A 22,304-nucleotide genomic window follows, 5' to 3' on the forward strand; every position below is an offset into this window, starting at 1 on the left:
ATCGTCAGGCGCTTACAATCGCGCCGCGAGCACCGTATATCGAGCTGAGCTAGAGTGTCTTGCCGAGTTGGCGCGCGACTTCGGTAGCGCTCACGCCAGCCTTGGCAACGGCCTTTTCGAGTTCAGCTTTTGAGACGCCCAACTTCTGCGTCCAGTAGCGCACTTCATACTCTTCGCTGAGGTTGATGCGGCTGCGGTCCTGCGGGCCACGATCTGTCTTGTCGTCCGGCATGGAATTTCTCCTTTGCTGGGAAATTCGCCAGCTCGGCCGTTGGTTCCAGATGGGCCTTGAGCGGCATCTCTGGCTTGAAAATTCCTGCTCGGTTGACCTGCCTTTTCCGGCAGTATCGCAATTTGCGCGAGCGGATCGTCAGTCTTCGATACCGACGAAGGCTTCGAACTCGTCAGCCCGCGCTTGCGGGTCTTCTCCAGGGTAAAAGCCGATGCGGCCCTCAACCACGCAATCGCTTGGGATCGAAGCGATCCAGTCGCCGCCGGCGATCGTCCCGAATGTCAGCGCAACGGGATTAGCAATGTCGTCGAACCCGCGCTTGCCCTTCGCCTCGCCAATCCACTTGCGCTCCAGTGCTCGCAAGTGACTGATCATAGCCCACGAGTTTGGCGAGGAACTCCACCTGCTCTTCGAACAGATCGTCGACGGCCTGCAGAATCCGATCTTCGGGAGAAGTCATGATCGATATCCGAAGTGAAGGACACGCGGGTCTGGCTAGATTTCGGATCGCTCAAACTAGCTTCGACGGACCTTGGCGCCTGATCGGGATTTCGGAGTTCCCTTCCGAGTCGGAGACTTGGCGCGGGATTTCGGCGTCACGTCCTTCGCGCGCTTTGCTCGGCCTTCGATGTTCAAGCGATAGAGGCCGTAACCTATCGCCCCGGCGATGAGCACAGGCGCCGGAAGCCGAGTGGCCAAGAGCGTGAGCGGCACAGATAACCCCTCTGCAATATCTCCCCGCTCCGCGTCACGTGCGATCCAGGCGCCGGCCAAACTAGCGAGAGTTGCTCTGATCATTTGCGATGCTCTTCTTCCATTGCGGTTCTCGAATTTCGGGTGTCACGACACACCCTGAACGCCGACGGAGCCGTCCTGGATCCACGCACCATTGTCATCGATCGAACTTGCTGCCGGCGGCCCGTCTCCGTGCAGCAAGAAGGCCGGTTTGACCGAGCCCGGAACTTTCGGGGCACCGCCTGGGTTGAGCTTGGCCAGGCGCGTGTCGCGCCCAAGCGAACATCAGGTGCGGAGGCTATCCATGGGCATCATTTGGACGATCATTATCGGGTTCGCTGCCGGCATCATCGCGAAGTTCTTGTCGCCGGGATCGAATGAGCCCTCAGGTTTCATCCTCACGACCATTCTCGGCATCATCGGCGCCTTTGTAGCCACTTTCCTGGGGCAGGCACTGGGCTGGTACCTGCCTGGTGAAGGCGCTGGGTTGATCGGCGCCGTCATTGGAGCGGTGATCGTATTGATGGCCTGGTCGATGATGAGCCGCCGTAGCGCTTGAGTTCCGAACCGAGGAAGAGAATCACATGAGCAACGAGAACAGCGGCTTTCCATCTATGACGGCCTTGCTCGGCCTGCTTGCAGTCGCGGGGTATCAAAACCGCGACAAGCTTGCTGAATGGTTCGGAGGCTCGCAGCAGGGCAAGGTTGCACAGGATGCACCGGCCGGCTTGGACAGGATCACGGAAGGCTCACAAGCAAATTCGGCCGGTGGCGTCGGGGGGTTTTTGGGCAACGGCCTCCAAGAGCTCATTGAACGCTTCAAGCAGGCCGGCCGCGGCGATGCTGCCGACTCTTGGGTTCGAACGGGCCCGAACCAGCAGATTGAGGAGCGCGACCTCGAGCAGGCGATTGGCCCTGGCGTCTTGGATCGCCTTGCGACGCAGACCGGCCTCAGCAGAGAAGAAATCTTGGCGCGGCTGTCGAAGCAGCTGCCAGAGGCGGTAGACAAGTACACGCCGGACGGGCGAGTCCCAGCTTAGCGCAGCGAGCACTCGACAGCTACCCTCAAGCTCCTCCGCAACCAGTATTGTGCACACTCGCAAGGCGTTTACCGACGCGCGCATTGCTCTGCCCTGGCACGATCACTCAGAGTATTGTCGCTGGTCGGCACGTCGAGTCAGATCATTTTTCCTGCTCCGCAACCACCACGATGCTGTAGGAAACGAATTGTCTCCTGCTCTCAATCCGTCGGGCAGCGGATTTGATTTCTACCCATGAGCGCCTGCAGAGATTGTCAATCGTCGTTGTCGACACGACGTTTTATCTCGGTATTGGTGGCTACTTCCATAGCGCGGGCGATTTCGCCGGGCAGGTCGTGATACTCTGCCTCGATTTCCTCTTGGGGAATCCCGGCAGAGTTAGCGTCGAGCAGGAGTTGCGTCGCTAGGTGCATGTTCCGCTCGTCTGGTCCTTCTTCATCGTGATAAACATCAGGCTGGACACGCTCGGCGATCCACTGTTCGACATAGGCAATTGCTCGCGTTGACATGGCTTGGTCCTTTACCAGTTTAGGAACGGCGCCTGCATTGCGCTCTACGATGATTTTTTTCGCGCCTGTCCTTTGAAATCGAGTGAGGCGCGATAGACTTCTTCGCCGGCCTCGTTTCGGACATGAGTCTTCATTGAGAGCCGTTGGCCATTTGGCAGATCGTACTTCGCCATATCCGCCAGTGCTCGCTGAGCTTCTGCCGCTGCGCCTTCCTCACTGGAAAAATCGATTCTAGTGGTCGAACTACCTTTTGAGTCCTTGGTGGTGATACGAAATTTGGCCATGACCAGCTCCTCCGATGATGAGAATGCGCGAGCGTGCCTCTCGTTCCGCCCGTGCAGGCGACGATGAGCGCAAACCTTTCGTACCAATCGTGATGATGTTCCGGCTGCTGCTGGGGAACTGGGTCGAAGCGCGGTGGGGCGGGAACTGAGTTCTGCCATCGAGGTTTAATTGATGGGGGACACAGGGAGTATCGCCATGAGAGACGGCAAGGGAAATAAGCTAACTGCGGAAGAGGAAGCTCAGGTTAAATCCATCGAGGTCACTCCAGGCAGTGACTCGCTGAAAAAAGTCTCGATCGATCCGAAACCAGACCCAGTTCAGGATCGCGATCGGCGCACCGAGACCGGGACACCGCATACCGAAACGGCACCAAAATTTTAGTCGTCTTCGAAAGGTGAGGCGTGTCCAGGCAGCGGAGGAGGGGGCAAGCTTGACTCGCACCGCCAGAATGAGAACAAAGAGGGAACTTATTCACGACGGGTCATGTTCAATTGCGGTCTCAGCCCGCCCTTCAGTCGTTGCGAGACCAGATCGAACGGATCGAAGGACGCAGCACGCGTGATCGAACGGCGCTTCCATTTGGTGTCGCTGCCATGGATTCTCGGCTTCCCGGTGGAGGATTGGCGCTAGGCGCGCTTCACGAAGTTGGGGGCGGCGGCCAAGGAGCAATCGATGGCGCTGCGGCAGCGCTTTTTACTGCCGGCGTCGCCGCACGGACGCCAGGAAAAGTTCTGTGGTGTATGACCCAGTGCGACCTGTTCGCGCCGTCTGTCGCCCAGGCAGGATTGCTGCCCGACCGTGTGATCTATGTAGAAGCCGCTGACGACAAGACAGTGCTGGCGTGCATGGAGGAAGGCCTCCGCCATGGCGGTCTCGGCTCTGTCGTCGGAGAGGTCACCCGCCTTTCGATGACGGCATCTCGACGGCTCCAACTGGCCGCGGAGGGCACAGGGTCGATCGGGATTGCTCTACGTCGGTGGCTACGCGAACCGGACATATCGGACTTCGGACAACCCACCGCAGCCATGACGCGATGGCGGGTTTCTGTTCTTCCGTCGACGGCTCTTCCGGTTACCGGGGTCGGCCGACATCGGTGGCTGGTTGAACTCATTCGTGTCCGGGCGGGTGAAAGCGCAGATTTCGAATTGGAGGCTTGCGATGACACGGGTCGTCTCGGTCTTCCTGCCGAGCTGGTCGATCGACCGGTTTCGGCGGGCGGCTGGCGACGCGGCACCTTCGCCTGAGGTCCCGCTCGTCCTGATCGCCCGCGACGGAAGTAGGAGGTTGGTGCAGGCAGCGAGCGCCACGGCGTTCGCCGCGGGACTTCGTGTTGGCATGCCAGCCACTAAGGCGCAGGCGCTAGTGCCAGGATTGGCAGTTGAAGAGGCCGATCTAGCAGCCGATGCTCAAGAGTTAGAAAGGCTGGCAATCTGGCTATACCAACGTGCCGCGCCGGTCGTGGCGCCAGACCCGCCCAGCGGCATCGTCATCGATGCCAGCGGAGCCGACCACCTCCACCGTGGCGAGACGGCGATGCTTGACCAGATAGTCGGTCGCCTCGCGATGTCGGGCGTCGAAGCGAGGGCTGCGGTGGCCGATACCTGGGGTACAGCTCACGCCTTGGCGCGATACGTCGCTCGATCGACCGTCGTGGCTCCGGCCGGGCACGGAGCGTTGCCCATCGTCCATCTCCCCCTGGAATGCTTGCGGATTCCAGTGCGGATCGCGGCAGACCTTCGCGTACTTGGCTTTGAGACCGCCGGCGATCTCATCTCCCAGCCGCGGTCCCCGCTCACGCTCCGTTTCGGGCCCGATATCGCACGCCGATTGGCCCAGGCGCTTGGCGAAGTAGCGGAGCCGATAATCGCGATACGGCCGCCCGATCTTATTGAGGTCCGGCGTGCCTTCGCCGAGCCCATTGGCGCTCCCGAAACGATCGCCCGCTACATCGGTAAGCTCGTCGCCGAACTCTGCGAACGCCTCGAAGAGCGCGCCCTCGGTGGCAGGCGCCTCGATTTGATCTGCCACCGCCTCGACGGAGGTCTTCAGACCGTACGGATCGGGCTTGCACGGCCTGTTTGCGACGTCAGGCGCCTCACACGTCTGCTCTGCGAAAAGATTGAAACACTCGCGCCCGGCTCGGGGATCGAGATCATGACGCTCGCCGCAATCTTGGCCGAACCGCTGGAGCGCAAGCAGATTGCGAGCTCGCTCGTGGAGGAATTCGACCCGGACGTCTCCGGGTTGATTGACATCCTGGCAAATCGCGTCGGCGACAAAGCCGTCTACCGCCTAGTCCCCGTTGCCAGCGACGTCCCGGAACGATCCGTCCGCCGGGTTGCAGCACTTGCCGAGGAAACCGGAGCCGTATGGCCGACCCACTGGCCGCGGCCCGCTCGCCTGCTGTCGCGTCCGGAGCCGGTGGAGACGCTGGCGCTACTGCCCGACCATCCGCCTGCCTGGTTCAGCTGGCGCGGCATTCGGCGCCGCGTCAGGCGCGCGGACGGGCCCGAGCGCGTGTTCGGGGAGTGGTGGAAGCGGGACGCAGAGATGGCGGCGGTTCGTGACTATTTCCAAGTCGAGGACGACGCGGGAGAGCGCTACTGGCTGTATCGCGCCGGCGACGGCGAGGACACCGCCACGGGATCGCACAGGTGGTTCCTCCATGGGGTGTTCGGATGAGCACGCGCTACGCCGAGCTCCAAGTCACCAGCCACTTTAGCTTCCTGCGCGGCGCGTCCTCCGCCGAGGAGCTTTTCGCGCAGGCTGCCATGCTGGGCATCGAGGCGCTGGCCGTCGTCGATCGCAATTCGCTTGCCGGGATCGTCCGCGCCCATGAGGCCGCGAAGACGACGGGCATACGGCTCATCGTGGGATGCCGCTTGGATCTCGCCGACGGGATGTCGCTCCTCGTCTACCCCATCGACCGCGCCGCTTATTCCCGTCTCTGCCGGCTGCTTTCTGTGGGGAAGAAGCGCGGCGGGAAGGCACGCTGCCACATCGAATGGTCGGATGTCATCGCTTACAGCGAGGGTTTGGTCGCCGTCCTTGTATCAGACCAAGCCGACGACGAATGTGCCTTCCGTCTGCGCAGGCTTCGCGACGGCTTCGGCGACCGGGGCTACGTCGCGCTGTCGCTGCGGCGCCGGCCGAACGACGCTCTCCGGCTTCACGAGCTTTCGAACCTTGCAACCCGGATGCGCGTGCCGACGGTCGTCACCAACGACGTGCTGTTCCACAAGCCAGCGCGGCGTATCTTGCAGGATGTCGTCACCTGCATCCGGCACAATGTTACGATCGACGCCCTCGGCGACCGCCGCGAACGCCACGCCGACCGCTACCTGAAGCTCCCCGAGGAGATGCATCGGCTGTTCGCGCGCTATCCCGAGGCATTGGCCCGAACGCTCCACATAGCCGACCGCTGCCGGTTTTCGCTCGATGAACTCGCCTACCAGTACCCGGAGGAGCGCGACGATCCCTCGCTGACGCCGCAGGAGACCCTGGCGAAGCTGACTTGGGCAGGCGCCGCAGCCCGGTACCCCGAAGGCATTCCGGACAGTGTCCGTGCCAGTCTGAACCACGAGCTGATTCTGATCGAGAAGCTCGGATATGCCCCCTATTTTCTGACGGTCAACGCGATCGTCCGTTTCGCTCGTTCGCGCGACATTCTCTGCCAGGGACGCGGCTCGGCTGCGAACTCAGCCGTTTGCTTCGTCCTGGGCATTACCTCGATCGACCCAGGGCGCAACGATCTCTTGTTCGAGCGGTTCGTGTCTGAAGAGCGGCGGGAGCCTCCCGACATCGACGTCGACTTCGAGCACGAGCGGCGCGAGATCGTCATGCAGTGGGTATTCGATACCTACGGCCGGGACCATGCCGCGCTTTGTTCGACCGTCATCCGGTACCGGACCAAGGGCGCCTTGCGCGATGTCGGCAAGGCGTTGGGGCTTCCCGAAGATTTAATTAGGGCGCTGTCGTTTCAGGTTTGGGCGTGGTCCGAGGAGGGCGTCGAGAAACGCCATGTCGAAGAGCTCAATCTCAACTTGACCGACCGCCGGCTTCGATTGACGCTCGATCTCGCCCGTCAGCTCCAGGGAGCGCCGCGGCATCTATCCCAGCACCCGGGCGGGTTCGTGCTGACGCATGATCGCCTTGACGACCTCGTTCCAATCGAACCGGCTGCCATGGCCGACCGCCAGGTGATCGAGTGGGACAAGGATGACATCGACGCCCTGCGCTTCATGAAGGTCGACGTGCTCGCACTCGGAATGCTGACCTGTATGAAGCGGGGTCTCGACATGCTGGCCGATCACAAGGGCATTAAGCTCGATCTGGCCTCAATCCCGGCGGAGGATCCTCGGACCTACGCGATGATCCGCAAGGCTGACACGCTTGGGACATTTCAAATCGAAAGCCGGGCCCAGATGTCGATGCTTCCGCGTTTGAAGCCGCGGACCTACTACGACCTCGTCGTCCAAGTCGCCATCGTTCGGCCCGGCCCGATTCAGGGCGATATGGTCCACCCTTATCTGCGACGGCGTGAGGGGCGCGAGCCCGTGCAGTATCCAAAACCCGAACTGGAAAAGGTGCTTGGCAAGACGCTTGGGGTACCGCTCTTTCAGGAACAGGCCATGCGGGTCTCGATCGAATGCGCCGGTTTCACGCCCGGCGAAGCCGACATGCTGCGAAAGAGCATGGCGACGTTCAAGTTCACCGGCGGCGTTTCTGCTTTCAAGGAAAAGCTCGTGAGTGGCATGGTCGCCAATGGCTACGAGCAGCCGTTCGCGGAACAGACCTTCCGGCAACTCGAAGGCTTCGGCAGCTATGGTTTTCCCGAGAGCCATGCCGCCTCGTTTGCCCTCATCGCCTATGCATCGGCTTGGCTTAAATGCTGGCATCCCGACGTCTTTTGCGCCGCTCTGTTGAATAGCCAGCCGATGGGCTTCTACGCGCCCGCCCAGATCGTTCGCGACGCGCGGGACCATGGCGTCGAGGTTCGGCCGGTCTGCGCAAACGCTTCGCGCTGGGACTGTTCACTGGAGCAGACAGACGACGAGGTGCGCTTCGCCGTCCGCCTCGGTTTGCGCATGGTCAAGGGTCTCTCCAATGCTCACGCGGCTGCGATCATCACGGCGCGCGCGGGCTTACGCTTCTCCTCAGTCGAAGATCTCTGGCGCCGTGCTCGTGTGCCCGTCGCCGCCCTGGCGCACATCGCCGAGGCCGACGGATTTCGGCCTGCCTTCCGGCTCGCCCGTCGGGACGCGATTTGGGCCATCCGGGCCCTGCGCGACGAGCCCTTGCCTTTGCTCAAAGTGGCTCCAGACGGGTATGCCGAGGAAGCTCCTGAACCTGCGATCGCGCTGCGGCCGATGACCGCGGGAGGCGACGTCGTCGAAGATTACCGGCATGTCGGCCTGACCCTCGGAGATCACCCAGTGTCATTCCTGCGGAGGGATTTGCAGCGCAAACGCATCGTCAGCTGCCAGGCTGCGATGGAGGCGCGCGACGGTCGTTGGCTTGAAGCGGCAGGCATCGTGCTCGTGCGTCAGCGACCGGGCTCGGCGAAGGGCGTCATGTTCATTACCCTGGAGGACGAGACCGGCATCGCGAACTTGGTGGTCTGGCCGGCGGTATTTGAGCGCTTTCGCAGGACGATTCTTTCCGCGGGGATGATCTCCGCGCGAGGCCGCATCCAGCGCGAGGGCGAAGTCGTTCATCTCGTAGCCCAGCGGCTGACTGATCTTTCTGCTGACCTTGCCGGTATCGGGCAGCGAGACCGGCCGTTCCCGCTGCCGCACGGACGAGGCGATGAATTCCATCATGGGTCGCCAACCCCCGATCCGCGGGATCTCCCGCCGAAGGGGTTGCGGACGCGGGATATCTACATCCCCGATCTCCACATCAACACGATCAAGGTAAAGACGCGGGATTTCCGCTGACCGCTCGGCTAGCGGCCGAAGTTCCCGCCGGATACCCGCTCCTGACTTGTAACAGTCGAGGCGGATGCTGATGTGAGGATCATGCCGAACCAACGCGTCAGGGTCATCGACCTCGAGACCGCCGGAGGCGGAAAGCAGGACGTCTGTGAAATCGGATGGCAGGACGTATCCGTCCGTCCAGATGGCCGATGGCATGTTGCGCCCGAACGGGGATCGTATCTCGTCAATCCAGGTCGACCTATCTCGATCGACACGATGGCCGTTCATCACATACGCGACCAGGACGTCGCCCATGCGCCGTTCTGGAAGGAAGTCGCGCCAATCGCCCTGCGCCGGTCGGGCGGCGTCGATGCGCTCGCCGCCCACCGCGCGGCGTTCGAGCAACGTTACTGCACGCCGAACCTGAGCGGTGGCGCCCCCTGGATCTGCACCTGGAAGTGCGCTTTACGGCTCTGGCCGCATTTGCCAAGCTTTTCGAACCAGATGCTTCGCTATCAGCGCATGCCCGAAGGGCTCGTCCACGAACTCGGCCTACCGGCGCACCGGGCAATGCCTGATGCCTATGTCACCGCGCACCACCTGCGCGACATGTTGAATGAAGCCTCTCTGGAACAACTGCTCGCCTGGAGCCTCGAGCCCGGGCTCCTGCCGCGAGTTCCCGACGGACCGCATCGCGGCAAGGGCTGGGTTCAACTCAACGGCGACGCCTTGCAGGAACTAGCAAGCGCTCGCGATGCCGACGTGCGTTTCAGTGCCAGGATGGAACTAGAGCGGCGCGGAGATGTAGACGTTATTCCGCCGAGGGAACCTGCACAGCCCTCGCTTTTGTAACGTGGGTGGCGAGAATTCTCCTGACCCGGAACAGCGACAGGGCAGGGCGAGTTGTTTCTTCCTTTCGACCCGGAACAGAATGAAAGCGGCATGGTAAACCCCGGCGAAATGACGCTCCCAGCTTCCCAGCGCTCGATCGAATGGCCATTGGCGTCATCGGCGACGCTTGGCTCGGCGACTCGTATGAAGGGGCTCGAGCGTGAGTTGCGGCGTCGCCTTCCCCTCGCATTCCGAAACGATGTCGCCGTCGAGGCCGGGCGCGTCCTGCTATGCATGCCCGAAGCCGAGCCCGGCGAGCTCACAGCTGCTTCCGAGCAAGTCGGCGAGGCGCTGGCGAAGGTTGCCGATCTCCCCGTGCTCCCGCGGGAGGTCGAGGATATTCTCTCGATCTCCTCTCGAGAGCGACACAAATGGCTGAAAGACGGACGCCTCAAGAGCATGGGGACACGCACGATCAAACTGCGCGGACGCTCAAAGGCAGTGACGTTTCACGTCTTCGATCCTCGGCACATCGAGGACGTTCTGGATGGCGACTTGCCCGTGCTGTGGAGGGATGAGGATGCGCAGGCTGTTGTCGAAACCCGCCGGCGGGCGGCAGCCAAGGCGGCGCTAACCCGAGCTGGCAAAGGCAAACGCAAGACCGGTGGCAGGTCAAGCGAGCCTGATGTGCACGCGTCACTGGAAGGATGGGACGCCTTCGATGCGGAAGGTCTGCTACGCTAACTTTTGCGTCATACACTTCGCGATAGGGCGGAACCCCAGTGCTCCGGCAAAACGCTAATCGCAACCTACGCATCGGCGGCGAATTGACTCATCGCTCTCGCTAGCCAGCCAAGCGCTGCCTCACTGAGTTTGCGCAGGAACCGGACGATGTCCTGAAGCCTCGCGCGATGCGGCATCCAGGTAGAGCTTGAGCCCATTCCGAACCGCGGCCGTCAGCGCAACATCCTCTCCTGCATCAGTCGTACCGCGCATGGCCAAACGGCCTATTTCTCGATTGATGGCATCATATAGCGTGGGATGCTCAGCATTATCGGCCGCAGTTTCTTGCTCATGGATGAACGCCGCCACGAGAAGCCGGCGTAGCCCGGCGTTCAGAGCCTTAGCGATGACGGCGTCTTCGTTCGACATCGGCCTGTCCCAGTCTGCGCGTTAGGGTCTGAAACTGGAACCATTAGCATCGCCACCAAGTTCCTCCGCATAGAGCAAATTACCAACCCAGCTTGAGGGATATCCATGGCACCGCGCGCTGTTTGGAAAGGCGTCCTCAAAATCGCCGAGGTGACATGTCCCGTATCGCTGTACACGGCGGCGTCGACAGCGGAACGCATCTCGTTTCACACGCTCAACCGCAAGACGGGCAACCGCGTCCACCGCCAGTTCATCGATGAGGTCTCCGGCAAGCCGGTCGAGGCGGAAGATCAGGTCAAGGGCTATGACAGGGGGGATGGTGACTATGTCATCCTCGAGCCTGAAGAGATCGCCGCCGCAATCCCTGAAAGCGACAAAACCCTCACCGTCGAGACATTCCTGCCTTGCGATGAGATCGACGATATCTTTTTCGACAAGCCTTACTATGTGGCACCGAGTACGCCTGTTGCGTCCGATGCGTTCGCGCTAATCCGCGAGGGTATGAAAGGCCAAAAGTCAGCCGCCCTCGCTCGGACTGTGATCTTCCGCCGAATGCGCTCGATCCTAATCCGCCCGCAGGGCAATGGGTTGATCGCGACGACGCTGAACTTCGATTACGAGGTGCGTTCGGCCGAGAACGCATTTAGCGACGTGCCCGCCATCAAGATCGATGACGAAATGCTCGAACTCGCCGAGCACATTATTAAGACAAAGGCCGGCGCGTTCGATCCCAAATCCTACGACGACCGGTACGAATCGGCATTAGCCGAGCTTGTCCAGGCGAAGATCGAAGGCCGAAAGATCAAGCCTCAGAAGCGGCCAGAGCCAACCAAGGTTGTGAATCTCATGGAAGCGCTGCGCCAAAGTGCAAAGGCGAGCGGTGGCAAGTCCGCGACAAAGTCGAAGCCGGCCGCGAAAAGTGAGGCGCCCCGCAAGAAGGCGAGCTGATCACTTCCGCTTCGGCTCAAGGCTCTTCTTGAGCGCGTCCATGATGCTGATGACGTTGCCCTCAGAGGCTTGACGCGGCGCCGCCTTCGCAGGTTTGCGCCCCTTCTGCTTGGCTTTAATGATCCCGAGCAATTCATCCTGCACGGGGTCCGTCGCCAGATCGGGAGACCAGTCTTTGGTGCGGGTCTTGATCAGCTTGTCCATTAGAGGGCGCAGATCGGCCTCAGGCTCCGCCTTACCGATTCCGCCAAAATAATCCTTTTCGGGCCGGACCTCATCCCCATAGCGCAGCGTCCAAAGAACGATGCCGTTATCGCGAGCGTCGAGCAATACTGCGCGCTCACGGCGGTAGAGGACGACGCGCGAAATCCCCACAGTCTTGGTTCGCTTCATCGCTTCGCGGATGACCGAGAAGGCCTCCTCGCCAACCTTGGCATCGGGGACGAGATAATGCGGCGTATCGTACCAAATCCAGCCGACCGACGATCTTGGCGCGAAGGTCTCGATATCGATCGTGCGCGTGCTCTCCAAAGCGACAGAGTCGAGCTCATCATCTTCGAGCATGACGTATTCGTCGTCGCCCTTGGGATAGCCTTTGACCTCGTCATCATCGGCGACTGGCTTACCGGTGATCGCATCGACGAACCGGCTCTGGATGCGGTTACCCGTCTTGCGGTTGATCGTGTGGAAGCGAACCTTGTCGCTTTCTGACCGAGCCGGCATCATCGCCACGGGGCATGTCACCAGCGAAAGCTTCAGGTAGCCCTTCCAGAATGTCCGTGGCGCCATGGTCAGATGTCTCCCGATTCTCCCGGTGAACGCAGCGCCATAGCCGATCGTTCCGCGAGGTTTGCAAAGCGATCAGGCCGCCTCGGCACGTTTCCCGAGTTTCTTGATAGCGTCCGCGATCGATCCCGCTGCGTCGTCATAACCGTCCCAAGCCTTGGTTTTCTTGAGCAGGCCAGGCAGGGTCCGCACCGTGTAACGGCTTGGGTCGAGACCGGATTTAACTTGCGACCATGTCAGCGGCATCGAGGCGTGGGCGCCGGGCCTGGCCCGAGGCGAGAGCGGGGCGACCGCCGTCGCCATGCGATCATTGCGAAGATAGTCGAGGAAAATCCGGCCGTTTCGCAGGCGCTTGGCCATGTTGACGACGTAGCGCGACGGCTCCTCGCTCGCCAGTACGGCACAGACCCCTCGGGCGAAATCCTTTGCGGCCGGCCAGCCGACCTTGCTGCGTTTTGCGGGCGCGAGCGGCGCAACCACGTGCAGGCCCTTTCCGCCAGTGGTCTTGCAGAAGCTTTCGAGACCGAGCGCAGCGAGCCTCTCGCGCATCTGCTTCGCGGCATCGATGACGTCGCCGAAGCTGACCCCTGGTCCCGGATCTAGATCGAATACGAGGCGCCCTGGAACCTCAGGATCGCCGGGCACGCAGTTCCAGGGGTGCAGCTCGATGCCTCCGATCTGAGCTGCCGCGGCCAATGCTTCAATTCGATCGATTTGAAGATAGGGCTTCTTGTCGCCGAAAACGCGGACGAGCTCGAACAGGTTCGACGTGCCCATGCCGGCATGGCGCTGGAAGAACATCTCTCCGTCGATGCCATCCGGTGCACGCACCAGCGAGCAGGGGCGCCCCTTGATATGCGGCAGCATCCAGTCGCCTACAGCTGCAAAATACTCGGCCAGATCCTGTTTAGTGACGGGACGACCATCCTCGGCATGTGGCCACAACGGCTTGTCCGGATGGCTGATGCTGACGCCGATTACATCGACCCTACCTCCGCGTCCGCGAGTGCGAGCTGGGCGCGGTTCTGGAGTTTCGATCTCTTCGGGATCGGCGGGTAGTTCAGTCTCGACCTCGTCGGCGGGCTTGTCTTCACGCAGGCCCTTGAAGGCCGCCTGCCGAACCATGCCATCGCCGGTCCAGCCGGCGAACTCGATCTCAGCGACGAGCTCGGGCTTTAGCCAAGTGACACCAGGCTCGCGCTTGGGAGCGCCAGCTCCGGTGAAAGGCGATGTGTTCGCGGCCACTGCCTTCAGCCGCGGCAATAACGCATTGACCTTGGCGGCGCTGTAGCCTGTGCCGACCCGGCCGATGTAGACGAAGTGCGAGCCTCGATTGACGCCGACCAGGAGCGATCTGAACTTGCCTGCCGTCGTGGACCAGCCGCCGATGACGACCTCATGCCCGGCACGACATTTAGCCTTCGTCCATGTGTCACTGCGTCCGGAAACATAAGGCGCTTTGACGGCCTTCGAGACGATGCCCTCTAAGGACAATTTGCAGGCCGACTTCAGCACGGCGTCGCCGCCGGTTTCAAAATGCTCGACATAGCGAACAACAACACCGTCGGCATGCTCATCGAGATAAGTCTTTAGCTGCTCCTTCCGCTCGAGAAGCGGCTCTGCGCGCATATCCTTGTTCCTGTCGAAGAGCATGTCGAATGCAAAATAGACGAGATGCTGCGTCTTACCTTCGGAGATGGCGGCCTGGAGTGCCGCAAAATCAGGCGAGCCGTGGCCGTCGAGTGCGACGATCTCGCCGTCGATGATGGCATCGGGCAAGCCAGCTGCGGCCTTCGCAATCCCGCGAAATTTCGAGGTCCAGTCGAGCCCCTTGCGCGTCTTCAGGGTGACTTTGCTGCCTTCTATCCGCATCTGAACGCGATATCCGTCAAACTTGATTTCGTGAACCCACCCATTGCCATTGGACGGCCGCTCGACGCTGCGGCATAGCTGGGGTGCGATGAAGGGCGGCATATTGGCGGTCCGCGCTTGGTCTTTTGACGCGGGTCTCTTCGCACTAGTTCTCTGCTTCGCCGCAAGACCCCTTCGGCTGTCCCACTCCGCATCCGGAGCCAGGACGTTTTCGGCAAGCAGGAATGGTTCCGGAGAGCGCCCTTTGCCCGCCGCTATCGCAGGCATCTTCCGGCCCGATGCCACCGAGGTCTCAGCTTTCAAAACCGCTTCGCCGTCACCATCGACCGCATGCTCATCGCGATGCTTGATGAGCAGCCAGTTGGTCCGCTTGCCACCGTCCCTATCGCTGCGCATGCGGACGAGGACGAAGCTGCCGTGAAGCCGTTTGCCCTTCAGGGTAAACTTCAGATCGCCTTTTTGCAGTTGGCGCTCGGCGCTGAGCTTGCCTTCTGGCTCCCAAAACCCGCGATCCCAGAGCTGGACCGTGCCGCCTCCATATTCCCCCTTAGGGATCGTCCCTTCGAAGTCGCCGTAAGCCAGCGGATGATCTTCCACCTCGACGGCCAGCCGCTTGTCATGGGGATCAAGCGATGGCCCCTTCGTCACCGCCCAAGATTTGAAGACCCCATCGAGTTCGAGACGCAGGTCGTAGTGGAGCCTCGTGGCGTCGTGCTTTTGAATGACGAACCGCAAACGATCCGAGGACGCCACGGGCGCGTTGTCACTCGGTTCCTTGGTTTTCTGAAAATCGCGTTTGGCGCGATATGCTTGGAGTTTTCCGGCCACCGAGATATCCTCTGTGACGACGTCAACGCACGCCGATTTTCAGGGTTCCATTCGTGCTAGGCGACGGCCGTAGCCAAGAACGTTCACGGCGCTCGGATCCGGCGCTCGGCGCTGGCGACTACTAACTGGCCGAGCGCGATAACGCCAGGGAGGGCAACAAGGCCGATATGCCAGCGCGAGCTTAACCAATACTTCAGCGCGATGTTCGCTGCGGTTAGCTTGGGGGTGGAATCGTATCCAGCTGGATCATTGCTTTGGCAGACGTTTCGCCTGCTCTTGACTGGCGCGGGCGAGCAGCGCCTCAAGCTCTGCGATTACAGTCGGCGGCAATCGAAGAGCGATATCCGCCTCCGCCTCAGTCGCAAACGTGATCAGAGAATCCTGCGTTGGGTCAGAGCTCACCTCGATCGCCACAACTTTCACGATAGGAATCTCGATAATTTGCTTATCGGCCATGCGGAGCGACCAGTGTAGCGGCCTCGCGCGCCCGGCGAGGCCGATCGGGTACCAGATGCTATTCGGCTTTCAAGTTCTCTGCAGATGACTTGCCGGAGCGCTTATCGGCGACGACCTCGTACGAAATCTTCTGTCCATCGCGCAACTCTTGGAGACCGGCACGTTCCACGGCGCTAATATGAACAAATACATCCTGACCGCCGCCGTCTGGCTGGATGAAGCCGAAGCCCTTTGTCGAGTTGAACCACTTCACGGTTCCAGTAGCCATGCTTCTCTCCCGTTGTTGAGTACCCGAGAATGCCGAGCGTCCGTTTGGGATGCAAGTCGGACCATCTGTGACCGACTCGCGGTTTCCTAGCAGGTGGCACATCCGGTCTGCATGTGTCGAAATCTCGGCGCGCTGACACATATCCGGGGATCGTCACCGGGACTGGTTCCTCCGTCCTTGGTCGAGACATGGCACTTTGGGGCGCACTCGGGAGTGGCAAGGATCTGCTCAAACCCAATTTTGAACAAATGTTTGGATTCCGCACTGAGTTACGCGCACAAGAAACCCCACCGGCGCGAGCCAGCGGGGCTCCCAGTTCTGCCTCTCGAGCGGCTGGGCTGCGGGCCGGCAAGAGGCTTGGCGCGAGGAACGCGAGGGCGCCACGCAAACAACTGGACTTCGTAACTTTGATCCCTCCTCGGGCCGAAGAACTAACCAGTGTACGCCACCGCACGCTGGCCGAGTTCGATTTGTTTATGGCAGCCGGAACAGCACCCCAACTGGGCCGTTTGAAGGTCATCTATGGACACAGTGAGCGAAATGACTCAACAACAAACGAGTGCGGGGGTTGCTATGGAAGATGGGTTCAAAGCAATGTCTCAGAAAGCCGAGGGTGGATCTTCGCAGGACGGCGCATCTCAACATATTTGGCGCGGACTGATGTAATGACGGAGGCAGCAACGGAGCGTGTCAGCGAGCTGCAGCAGGCAATAATCAACGAGGTGCGCAATCGACCCATGCGGGCAAGAGGATGGGCGGTCGCAGCTGGCGTCTTTCTCGGCTTCTGGGCGGCGAGATAGGTCGTGGGTAGCCTGCTGGCTTATTTTACCGCACGAGCGACGCTTGCTCTCAAGCGCGCTGCGGTTAGCTACGGCCTCATGGCGCTAGGCGGGTTGATCGCAGTCTTCGCCCTGGGTTATGTGCTCAACGGCGGCTACACGGTTCTAATGTTTCGCTACGGTCCCATCGCGGCCAGCCTGGCGATAGCGGGGGGATTGCTCGCTCTGGCGGCCAGCTGTGTTGTCGCCGCGCGCATTGTAAGCAGGCGGCCTCGGGCAGTCTCGGCACCGCTGGAGGTCTCGGCACCGCCGGGAAAGAAGCCGCAGCACGCGCATTTTGCGGGAGCCGGACGCCCGCGCTTGCTCGCTGTTGGTGCGGGCTTGGCAGGTGCTACGACCATGGCGGCGGCGATAGTCAGCGTCCAAAAGCGCAGGGCCGCACGTGCCCATCGCAACCCGAAATAGGGTAATAACGGCGGCGTTCCTAGAGTCATGGGAAGCGGCCCGGCGGTGATCACTAACTGTCGCCAGCGTCGGTCGGACTGTATTGATGGCGCTCTAGGCAGCGTTGGCAGGGCTGACGCCGTGCCTCGCTGATGCTCAGAACAAGGCAAAAGGTTGACGAACGTCCGACGGCGAACGCCGTCAAGGCTGGCCCCGCCTTCACTAACATCGCAAATCTTGCGCACACGGCTCGGTAAAACTCACTAACTATGAACCGGTCGTGATGTCGGAAGATTTTTCTCGCAGACTCGTATTTAGCAGCTGTGATATGGCGCCGACGACTTGATGCAATTGACATGGTTTTTCGATCCGGCGGACATCGATGTATTCGACCGGAATGCCATCGCGATCATAGCCCGTTAGAAAAAGAAAAGGTATGCCACGGTCTCTCAAAGCCTCCGCCAGTTTAAACGATGGCCCGCGCCCTAGATTGATGTCGACTAATGCCGCATCTGGCCGTGACTTCGCTAATGCTGCGCGGGCGGATTCTTCAGTCGGACACGGACCAACCACGTGAGCTCCAGCTCCCTGTAACTCGCGAGTCATGTCGGCCGCGATGAAATACTCGTCCTCGACCACGAGGATTTGGTATCCGCTGAGATCGCTTGTGTCGTTCATCTCGAAGCTCGTTCTCGACCTGTGCCGGCTTCGCTTCAAGCGTGAGTAGGCTAAATCCATCAAGCTTGAGCCAGCAGGCCGTCTCCTCCAATTGGGGCGCTCTGGCCCTTGCCAGTCCGATCGTGCCTTCCGTTCCAGATGCATAACTCTAGACCCCCCCTTTTAAGCCTTCCATCTTCAGAGGCGCCACGCCGCGCAGAGGTTGGTCGGCGACCCTTGAGCATCGATCGACCGCAGCGCCGTCGGGAAACTTCAGTGCCGCGTTGGTGGCTCAGGCCAACAGACGTCACGAATTTCATAAGCTGCTTCGCCCGATAAATAATATAGGTATTGTCGTCGCGATGTGACTGTGTCGGCGACGCCTCGCTCACATAGCCACTGGAAGTAGGCGTCAATACGCACGCCGACGACCTGCGCAGCCGCTCCCGTGGCTAAAAGTTCGCGAACCTTTGCTACCGCCTGCTCCCGCCACGCACTGTAGCAAGGCGGCAGATAAACGCCGTTCCGCATTTGGCGAATACGAATGAAATCATCTTGCTCATACCAGGGAACGAGCACGACCCGGCATAATCCGACATGACGGCACAGCCCCTCGCTTCAGGCTGTCAAAATTAGCTCAAGCCGAGCGTTCGGCTTTAACAAGGGTTAATTTCATGACGCGGATCAAAGCGGCATCCTGTTGGTTAGTCTGCGGATCCTGAGATGGTATGAAAATGGAACAGGCATCGGAGCGCGGCGCAAACAGTGGTGCGGCTTGGAAAGGGGCTCGGGCGTTCTTCAGGAAGCTCAGTAATGGCTCGTCTCTGGAGCCTCGTGATGAACTTATGTTGTTTGGGCTGATCGTCGCAACCAAATCAGTACCCACCGGGGTCGATTTGTTTTACGAGGGTGAGGAGCGGCGCCATCTTGCGCTCGTTGCCGACGGTTGGGCCTGCCATTACAAGCAGATGGCAGACGGTAGGCGCCAGATTATTAGCCTGCTGCTCGCCGGGGACTTATGTCAGCCCTTCGGCACCATGCCTGCCCACATGACGGACACTCTTGTTGCCCTCACCCCTCTTACCGTCGCCTACCTTTCTGCCAGTGACTTGCGCGAGCTTTGCAAAACGAACCCGCGGATTGAGAGGGCCCTTTGGTGGGATCTTCAATTCACGAAGGAGTCCCAAAACGAACTGATCGCCAGCTTGGGCAGGCGCGATGCCATGGAGCGGCTCGCCTATTTGTACTGCGAGCTCTATTTTCGCCTTGCTGCCGTGGGCCTCGCTGACCGGCCCGAATTCGCATTCCCCATGACGCAGACAGCGGCGGCGGACTTGCTGGGTCTATCTCCAGTACATGTCAATCGCTCCCTTAAGTCGCTGAAAAACCAGGGGCTCGTAACATTGCGTGGGCGCGTGCTCAGGATTGATAAGCTTTCTCAGCTAGTCGACCTCAGCGGCTTCCAGTTCACGAATTATCATCTGACGAGGGATGCGGGTAGTGGGTCAGTTTGAAAATCTGGCCGCAAGCCGTTCAGCAGAGGGACTGCCAAAGTTGTGCGCCCATGCCTCGGCCTTCGCGATTTCTGGACGGAGTTTTTCCAAGGCATCCGATTGCCAGTATTCGCGCACCGATCCAAGCGGCATGGCATCAGTCTCGGAGTCGATCCCAACGAATGCCATCACATCAGGGTCGGTCTCAAGATCGGCAGGAAAGCGCAGAGAGGCAATTCTTCGCGCGCCTTCGAATAAGGACATCGCGCCGGACAACATGGCTTGAGCCGTTCTGCTAATCTCAGTCCGGGCTTCCTCTTTCGTCATTTGTCGCGCCTTTAGGCTGCTGATTTTTTGTAGGGCCCGCGCTTGGCAGGCGCTTCCTCGCCAGCCTCAACCATAGCCACGATATCGGCAACTTCCCAAAGCTTAAATCGCCGCAGCTGATGGTGAACGGCGCAACGACGCGGTTGCCGATGCGCAGATTAGTCACCTCTGCGCCGAGTTCGACGACCTCGCCCATGTTCTCGTGACCGAGAATGTCACCGCTCTCCATCGTTGGCTGATAGCCGTCGAGGAGATGCAGATCGGAGCCGCAGATCGCGCAGCAAGTGATCTTGATGATCGCATCACGGGGATGTTGGAGTTGCGGGTCAGGAACGGTGTCGACCCGACCGTCGCCTTTTCCATGCCAACAGAGCGCACGCATGCGTCGTCCTCCGAAGCTGTCGCCGTGAAAATCTTCGCCGGGTGGCAAGGTGGAAAAGCAGCAGGAGCTAATCGTCCGGCGGTTACTTGAACCAGTGGAAAGGCGCGGCGTTCCTTTTCATCGAAATTTTCTGAGTTCGAACGTCGGCAAGTAAAGAGGTAACTTCAGAGGCGTGGTCCTAAAGGCGCGCCAGCGGCGCTACGGCAGGACCGTTGAGCACGCTGCCGTCGGGAGCAAAATGCGATCCGTGACAGGGACAATCCCAGCACGTTTCCAGCGAATTCCATTGCAAATGGCAGCCAAGATGCGTGCAGACTGCCGAGCGCTGGTAGAGGGTGCCGTCATTCGCCCGGTACGCAGCGATCTTGGTGAGGCCGTCGCGGATGATCGCGCCTTGTCCAGGCTCGAGTTCGTCCACGGAGGCGACCTCTCCCGGAGCGAGATACTGCGCTAGATTGGTCACTGCCGTGCTGTTCTCGCTGACGAAAGTCATCGCTGCCTTCACCGGCTTGCGAGCCGGGTCATAGACAGCTGCGAAGCGGTTGTCCTTGCCGTCGATCAGATCAGGGATGAGGAGGCTGGCGACCACGCCATGGGTAATGCCCTGGCCGGAGTCGCCGGTCGCGACGAAGATCCGCTCGCGCTGCGACTCGCGGCCGATGTAGGCGCCATAGTCGAGCGTATCCATCACCTGTCCAGACCAGCGATGGAGTTCCGGGCCGAGATCCGGGATCAGCGTCCTGATCCACGATTCCAGTGCGGCAAAACGAGTGGGCGCGTCGTCGGACTCGCCGGTCTTATGGTCTTCCCCGCCGACGATCAGGATATCCTTGCCGTTCGCGCCGGCGGTCAGGCGGACGTAATGGTATGGATCTTCGGTATCCCAGTAGAGCGCATCTGCCAGGGCCGCTCGCTCGATTTCGAACGTCATCGCATAAGTCCGATATGGCGCCTGCTTTGTGTGCAGGGCGAAGAGATCATGGATTGGTGAATTGGTCGCGACGACCACAAAGTTGGCATCGACCTGCTGCCCGGACCCCAGCCTGATGTGCACGCCCTCCCGGTCTTCTGCAATCTCGTCGACCGCCGAAAACGGATGCAACAGTGTCCCTTTTTCCTGCAGCGCCTCGACAAGGCCTTGCAGATACCTGAGGGGGTGAAAGGTCGCCTGATCGGGGTAGCGCAGATAAGGCCGGTCCTGCAGCGTCTGCAGCGGCAGCCCCGTACCGCGCTCAACCTCGACACCGATCTCGCCGGCTGCCGACACTTCGTCGTCCAGCACCGACTGCTCGCTCTTTGGGTCAAGGAAGAGGATGCCGTCGAGCCTGCGAAACTCGCACTCTATTCCAAGCTCCCTCTGGATCGCCTCGATCCGATCGACCGCGGCGCTCTGGCTGGCCTGAAAGCCGCGCGCTAGTTCTGGCCCGCGCATTGAAACCAGCTCGGCCAGCGAGTCGTCGCAGATCGGAGCGAGATGCGCCGTTGTCCTCGACGTCATGCCGCCGGCAATCGGGCCGCGATCGAGGACCAATACCGAGTATCCGCGAAGCATCAGCTCGTAGGCAACCGACAGGCCGGCGATACCGGCCCCCACGACTGCCACGTCGATTTGCGCATTCTCTGACAGAGGCAAGGCGTTGGGCGCTACTTCGGTATTCATCCAGACCGAGCGGCTGTGTTCGCGCATCGCGTTCATGGGAAACTCCTCTGAGGGTCCAACGTCCCGTGACTTGATCAGTTCGAATGATTCAGGGCGCGGCTAGTTCTCCCGCCTGAGAGCCTCAGACGCGCTGGACGGACTTCATTTTCAAAGCTTCGAGGCCAATTGCGAGTGCAGTTCGCAAGCCGGCGTCGAGTAGAACCGGCGGGGGGAACGCACCAAACTCACAATGGCAGTCGATACCACCGCCACCGGCCACGGCCGCAGCGATATAGATGCGCCCTCGCGGATTGCCACGCTCATCGGCAACCGGGCCCGTTACACCCGTGATCGCAAGCGCAAGATAAGCTTCAGTGCCTGCGAGCACCCCCGTCTCCATGGCGCGCGCCACCGGACTCGAGACTGCGGAATGAGCTGCCATAAGCTGCTCTGGCACGCCCAGGAGCTGGGTTTTGGCCGAGGCCATATAGGTCACGAAACCGCCGATCAGGACATCCCCGGCCCCCTCCGCCTTCGATAAGCCACTGGCGAGGGCGCCTGCGCTACAGGACTCGGCAACGGCGATCCGCAGGTTGCCATGCGCGAGCGCCGTGATGAGCTGTTGCGCCAGATCCTGAAGCTCGGGTAGCGCGGATCCGGGGAGCGTCTCGAACTCGCGCATACGCCATGAGAGCACCGATTCTTTCATCGCTTTGATCCTTG

At 60.8% G+C, this 22,304-nt stretch carries 23 protein-coding genes and 1 pseudogene; 10 read left to right on the plus strand and 14 right to left on the minus strand.

What is annotated here, in order from left to right; all coding sequences use genetic code 11:
• Positions 1–49: 49 nt before the first annotated feature.
• Together BLM15_RS30280 and BLM15_RS30285 are read right to left on the minus strand one after the other, a co-directional pair.
• A complete protein-coding gene (locus BLM15_RS30280; protein WP_126116624.1) occupies positions 50–232 on the minus strand; it encodes a DUF3606 domain-containing protein in 183 nt (60 codons plus the stop codon).
• A gap of 138 nt (positions 233–370) precedes the next feature.
• On the minus strand, positions 371–595 hold the full coding sequence (locus BLM15_RS30285) for a peptidase dimerization domain-containing protein (RefSeq protein ID WP_164547733.1): 225 nt from the start codon (positions 593–595) through the stop codon (positions 371–373).
• Between the two features lie 676 nt (positions 596–1,271).
• Between BLM15_RS30285 and BLM15_RS30290 the strand changes: the two genes are divergently transcribed.
• Both BLM15_RS30290 and BLM15_RS30295 read left to right on the plus strand, forming a co-directional pair.
• A complete protein-coding gene (locus BLM15_RS30290; RefSeq protein WP_126116626.1) occupies positions 1,272–1,526 on the plus strand; it encodes a GlsB/YeaQ/YmgE family stress response membrane protein in 255 nt (84 codons plus the stop codon).
• Between the two features lie 25 nt (positions 1,527–1,551).
• Entirely contained in the window at positions 1,552–2,007 is a 456-nt protein-coding gene (locus BLM15_RS30295) for a YidB family protein (RefSeq protein ID WP_206438719.1), read from the plus strand.
• 254 nt (positions 2,008–2,261) lie between these two features.
• Here BLM15_RS30295 and BLM15_RS30300 read toward each other — a convergent pair whose 3' ends face one another.
• Positions 2,262–2,516 carry a DUF768 domain-containing protein gene (locus tag BLM15_RS30300; protein WP_126116627.1) on the minus strand — a complete coding sequence of 85 codons (255 nt, stop codon included), beginning with the start codon at positions 2,514–2,516 and terminating at the stop codon, positions 2,262–2,264.
• Positions 2,517–2,560: 44 nt separating this feature from the next.
• Positions 2,561–2,800, minus strand: coding sequence for a DUF6894 family protein (locus BLM15_RS30305; RefSeq protein ID WP_126116628.1), 240 nt, complete (start codon positions 2,798–2,800; stop codon positions 2,561–2,563).
• 196 nt (positions 2,801–2,996) lie between these two features.
• Here BLM15_RS30305 and BLM15_RS30310 point away from each other — a divergent pair, with 196 nt between their 5' ends.
• The 6 genes from BLM15_RS30310 to BLM15_RS30335 all read left to right on the plus strand — a co-directional run bounded on the left by BLM15_RS30310 (position 2,997) and on the right by BLM15_RS30335 (position 10,294).
• Positions 2,997–3,182: a hypothetical protein gene (locus BLM15_RS30310; protein ID WP_126116629.1), complete on the plus strand. Its 186-nt coding sequence runs from the start codon at positions 2,997–2,999 to the stop codon at positions 3,180–3,182.
• Between the two features lie 110 nt (positions 3,183–3,292).
• Positions 3,293–4,045 (plus strand): ImuA family protein, encoded by a 753-nt coding sequence (locus BLM15_RS32080; RefSeq protein WP_126116630.1) that lies wholly within the window; start codon positions 3,293–3,295, stop codon positions 4,043–4,045.
• Complete coding sequence (locus BLM15_RS30320; RefSeq protein ID WP_126116631.1) at positions 3,960–5,483, plus strand: Y-family DNA polymerase; 1,524 nt, start codon at positions 3,960–3,962, stop codon at positions 5,481–5,483. The genes BLM15_RS32080 and BLM15_RS30320 overlap by 86 nt, the downstream gene beginning before the upstream one ends.
• Positions 5,480–8,740 (plus strand): error-prone DNA polymerase, encoded by a 3,261-nt coding sequence (locus BLM15_RS30325; protein WP_126116632.1) that lies wholly within the window; start codon positions 5,480–5,482, stop codon positions 8,738–8,740. Before BLM15_RS30320 ends, BLM15_RS30325 begins: the two co-directional genes overlap by 4 nt.
• A gap of 81 nt (positions 8,741–8,821) precedes the next feature.
• On the plus strand, positions 8,822–9,571 hold the full coding sequence (locus BLM15_RS30330) for a DNA polymerase III subunit epsilon (RefSeq protein WP_126116633.1): 750 nt from the start codon (positions 8,822–8,824) through the stop codon (positions 9,569–9,571).
• Positions 9,572–9,679: 108 nt separating this feature from the next.
• Positions 9,680–10,294 carry a hypothetical protein gene (locus BLM15_RS30335; protein ID WP_126116804.1) on the plus strand — a complete coding sequence of 205 codons (615 nt, stop codon included), beginning with the start codon at positions 9,680–9,682 and terminating at the stop codon, positions 10,292–10,294.
• Between the two features lie 120 nt (positions 10,295–10,414).
• Here the strand turns inward: BLM15_RS30335 and BLM15_RS30340 are convergent, their stop codons facing one another.
• Positions 10,415–10,702: a hypothetical protein gene (locus BLM15_RS30340; protein ID WP_126116634.1), complete on the minus strand. Its 288-nt coding sequence runs from the start codon at positions 10,700–10,702 to the stop codon at positions 10,415–10,417.
• Between the two features lie 105 nt (positions 10,703–10,807).
• On the opposite strand from BLM15_RS30340, the gene ku (BLM15_RS30345) reads away from it, so the two are divergent.
• Complete coding sequence (gene ku, locus BLM15_RS30345) at positions 10,808–11,650, plus strand: non-homologous end joining protein Ku (RefSeq protein ID WP_126116635.1); 843 nt, start codon at positions 10,808–10,810, stop codon at positions 11,648–11,650.
• Here ku (BLM15_RS30345) and ku (BLM15_RS30350) read toward each other — a convergent pair whose 3' ends face one another.
• The 5 genes from ku (BLM15_RS30350) to BLM15_RS30370 form a co-directional block, all read right to left on the minus strand.
• Positions 11,651–12,439 (minus strand): non-homologous end joining protein Ku, encoded by a 789-nt coding sequence (gene ku, locus BLM15_RS30350; RefSeq protein WP_126116636.1) that lies wholly within the window; start codon positions 12,437–12,439, stop codon positions 11,651–11,653.
• Positions 12,440–12,511: 72 nt separating this feature from the next.
• Positions 12,512–15,136: a DNA ligase D gene (ligD, locus tag BLM15_RS30355; RefSeq protein ID WP_126116637.1), complete on the minus strand. Its 2,625-nt coding sequence runs from the start codon at positions 15,134–15,136 to the stop codon at positions 12,512–12,514.
• Between the two features lie 246 nt (positions 15,137–15,382).
• Positions 15,383–15,592, minus strand: a complete 210-nt coding sequence (locus BLM15_RS30360) for a hypothetical protein (RefSeq protein WP_126116638.1) — start codon at positions 15,590–15,592, stop codon at positions 15,383–15,385.
• A gap of 58 nt (positions 15,593–15,650) precedes the next feature.
• Complete coding sequence (locus BLM15_RS30365; protein ID WP_126116639.1) at positions 15,651–15,860, minus strand: cold-shock protein; 210 nt, start codon at positions 15,858–15,860, stop codon at positions 15,651–15,653.
• A 1,490-nt stretch (positions 15,861–17,350) separates the two neighbouring features.
• Entirely contained in the window at positions 17,351–17,761 is a 411-nt protein-coding gene (locus BLM15_RS30370) for a response regulator (RefSeq protein ID WP_236846825.1), read from the minus strand.
• A gap of 707 nt (positions 17,762–18,468) precedes the next feature.
• On the opposite strand from BLM15_RS30370, the gene BLM15_RS30375 reads away from it, so the two are divergent.
• Positions 18,469–19,254, plus strand: a complete 786-nt coding sequence (locus BLM15_RS30375) for a Crp/Fnr family transcriptional regulator (RefSeq protein WP_126116641.1) — start codon at positions 18,469–18,471, stop codon at positions 19,252–19,254.
• On the opposite strand, the gene BLM15_RS30380 is transcribed toward BLM15_RS30375, so the two are convergent.
• From BLM15_RS30380 to BLM15_RS30395, 4 genes and pseudogenes are all read right to left on the minus strand, one after another.
• Positions 19,246–19,560: a DUF2489 domain-containing protein gene (locus BLM15_RS30380; RefSeq protein WP_126116642.1), complete on the minus strand. Its 315-nt coding sequence runs from the start codon at positions 19,558–19,560 to the stop codon at positions 19,246–19,248. The genes BLM15_RS30375 and BLM15_RS30380 overlap by 9 nt on opposite strands.
• Before the next feature lie 97 nt (positions 19,561–19,657).
• A pseudogene (locus BLM15_RS30385) lies at positions 19,658–19,942 on the minus strand (alcohol dehydrogenase catalytic domain-containing protein); the annotation flags it as partial.
• A 178-nt stretch (positions 19,943–20,120) separates the two neighbouring features.
• The gene (locus tag BLM15_RS30390; protein WP_126116643.1) at positions 20,121–21,638 is read right to left on the minus strand and encodes an FAD-dependent oxidoreductase; all 1,518 of its coding nucleotides are present in this window, start codon (positions 21,636–21,638) and stop codon (positions 20,121–20,123) included.
• Positions 21,639–21,723: 85 nt separating this feature from the next.
• Positions 21,724–22,290: a CinA family protein gene (locus BLM15_RS30395; protein ID WP_126116644.1), complete on the minus strand. Its 567-nt coding sequence runs from the start codon at positions 22,288–22,290 to the stop codon at positions 21,724–21,726.
• Positions 22,291–22,304 lie beyond the last annotated feature (14 nt).

This window comes from Bosea sp. Tri-49, from assembly GCF_003952665.1.
Taxonomy (GTDB): domain Bacteria; phylum Pseudomonadota; class Alphaproteobacteria; order Rhizobiales; family Beijerinckiaceae; genus Allobosea.

Bases quoted from the DNA above. Each gene is read 5' to 3' on its own strand.
- BLM15_RS30280 (WP_126116624.1), bottom strand. From the start codon at position 232: ATGCCGGACGACAAGACAGATCGTGGCCCGCAGGACCGCAGCCGCATC.
- BLM15_RS30290 (WP_126116626.1), top strand. From the start codon at position 1,272: ATGGGCATCATTTGGACGATCATTATCGGGTTCGCTGCCGGCATCATC.
- BLM15_RS30295 (WP_206438719.1), top strand. From the start codon at position 1,552: ATGAGCAACGAGAACAGCGGCTTTCCATCTATGACGGCCTTGCTCGGC.
- BLM15_RS30300 (WP_126116627.1), bottom strand. From the start codon at position 2,516: ATGTCAACGCGAGCAATTGCCTATGTCGAACAGTGGATCGCCGAGCGT.
- BLM15_RS30305 (WP_126116628.1), bottom strand. From the start codon at position 2,800: ATGGCCAAATTTCGTATCACCACCAAGGACTCAAAAGGTAGTTCGACC.
- BLM15_RS30310 (WP_126116629.1), top strand. From the start codon at position 2,997: ATGAGAGACGGCAAGGGAAATAAGCTAACTGCGGAAGAGGAAGCTCAG.
- BLM15_RS30320 (WP_126116631.1), top strand. From the start codon at position 3,960: ATGACACGGGTCGTCTCGGTCTTCCTGCCGAGCTGGTCGATCGACCGG.
- BLM15_RS30325 (WP_126116632.1), top strand. From the start codon at position 5,480: ATGAGCACGCGCTACGCCGAGCTCCAAGTCACCAGCCACTTTAGCTTC.
- BLM15_RS30330 (WP_126116633.1), top strand. From the start codon at position 8,822: ATGCCGAACCAACGCGTCAGGGTCATCGACCTCGAGACCGCCGGAGGC.
- BLM15_RS30335 (WP_126116804.1), top strand. From the start codon at position 9,680: ATGACGCTCCCAGCTTCCCAGCGCTCGATCGAATGGCCATTGGCGTCA.
- BLM15_RS30340 (WP_126116634.1), bottom strand. From the start codon at position 10,702: ATGTCGAACGAAGACGCCGTCATCGCTAAGGCTCTGAACGCCGGGCTA.
- ku (WP_126116635.1), top strand. From the start codon at position 10,808: ATGGCACCGCGCGCTGTTTGGAAAGGCGTCCTCAAAATCGCCGAGGTG.
- ku (WP_126116636.1), bottom strand. From the start codon at position 12,439: ATGGCGCCACGGACATTCTGGAAGGGCTACCTGAAGCTTTCGCTGGTG.
- BLM15_RS30360 (WP_126116638.1), bottom strand. From the start codon at position 15,592: ATGGCCGATAAGCAAATTATCGAGATTCCTATCGTGAAAGTTGTGGCG.
- BLM15_RS30365 (WP_126116639.1), bottom strand. From the start codon at position 15,860: ATGGCTACTGGAACCGTGAAGTGGTTCAACTCGACAAAGGGCTTCGGC.
- BLM15_RS30370 (WP_236846825.1), bottom strand. From the start codon at position 17,761: ATGAACGACACAAGCGATCTCAGCGGATACCAAATCCTCGTGGTCGAG.
- BLM15_RS30375 (WP_126116641.1), top strand. From the start codon at position 18,469: ATGAAAATGGAACAGGCATCGGAGCGCGGCGCAAACAGTGGTGCGGCT.
- BLM15_RS30380 (WP_126116642.1), bottom strand. From the start codon at position 19,560: ATGACGAAAGAGGAAGCCCGGACTGAGATTAGCAGAACGGCTCAAGCC.
- BLM15_RS30390 (WP_126116643.1), bottom strand. From the start codon at position 21,638: ATGAACGCGATGCGCGAACACAGCCGCTCGGTCTGGATGAATACCGAA.
- BLM15_RS30395 (WP_126116644.1), bottom strand. From the start codon at position 22,290: ATGAAAGAATCGGTGCTCTCATGGCGTATGCGCGAGTTCGAGACGCTC.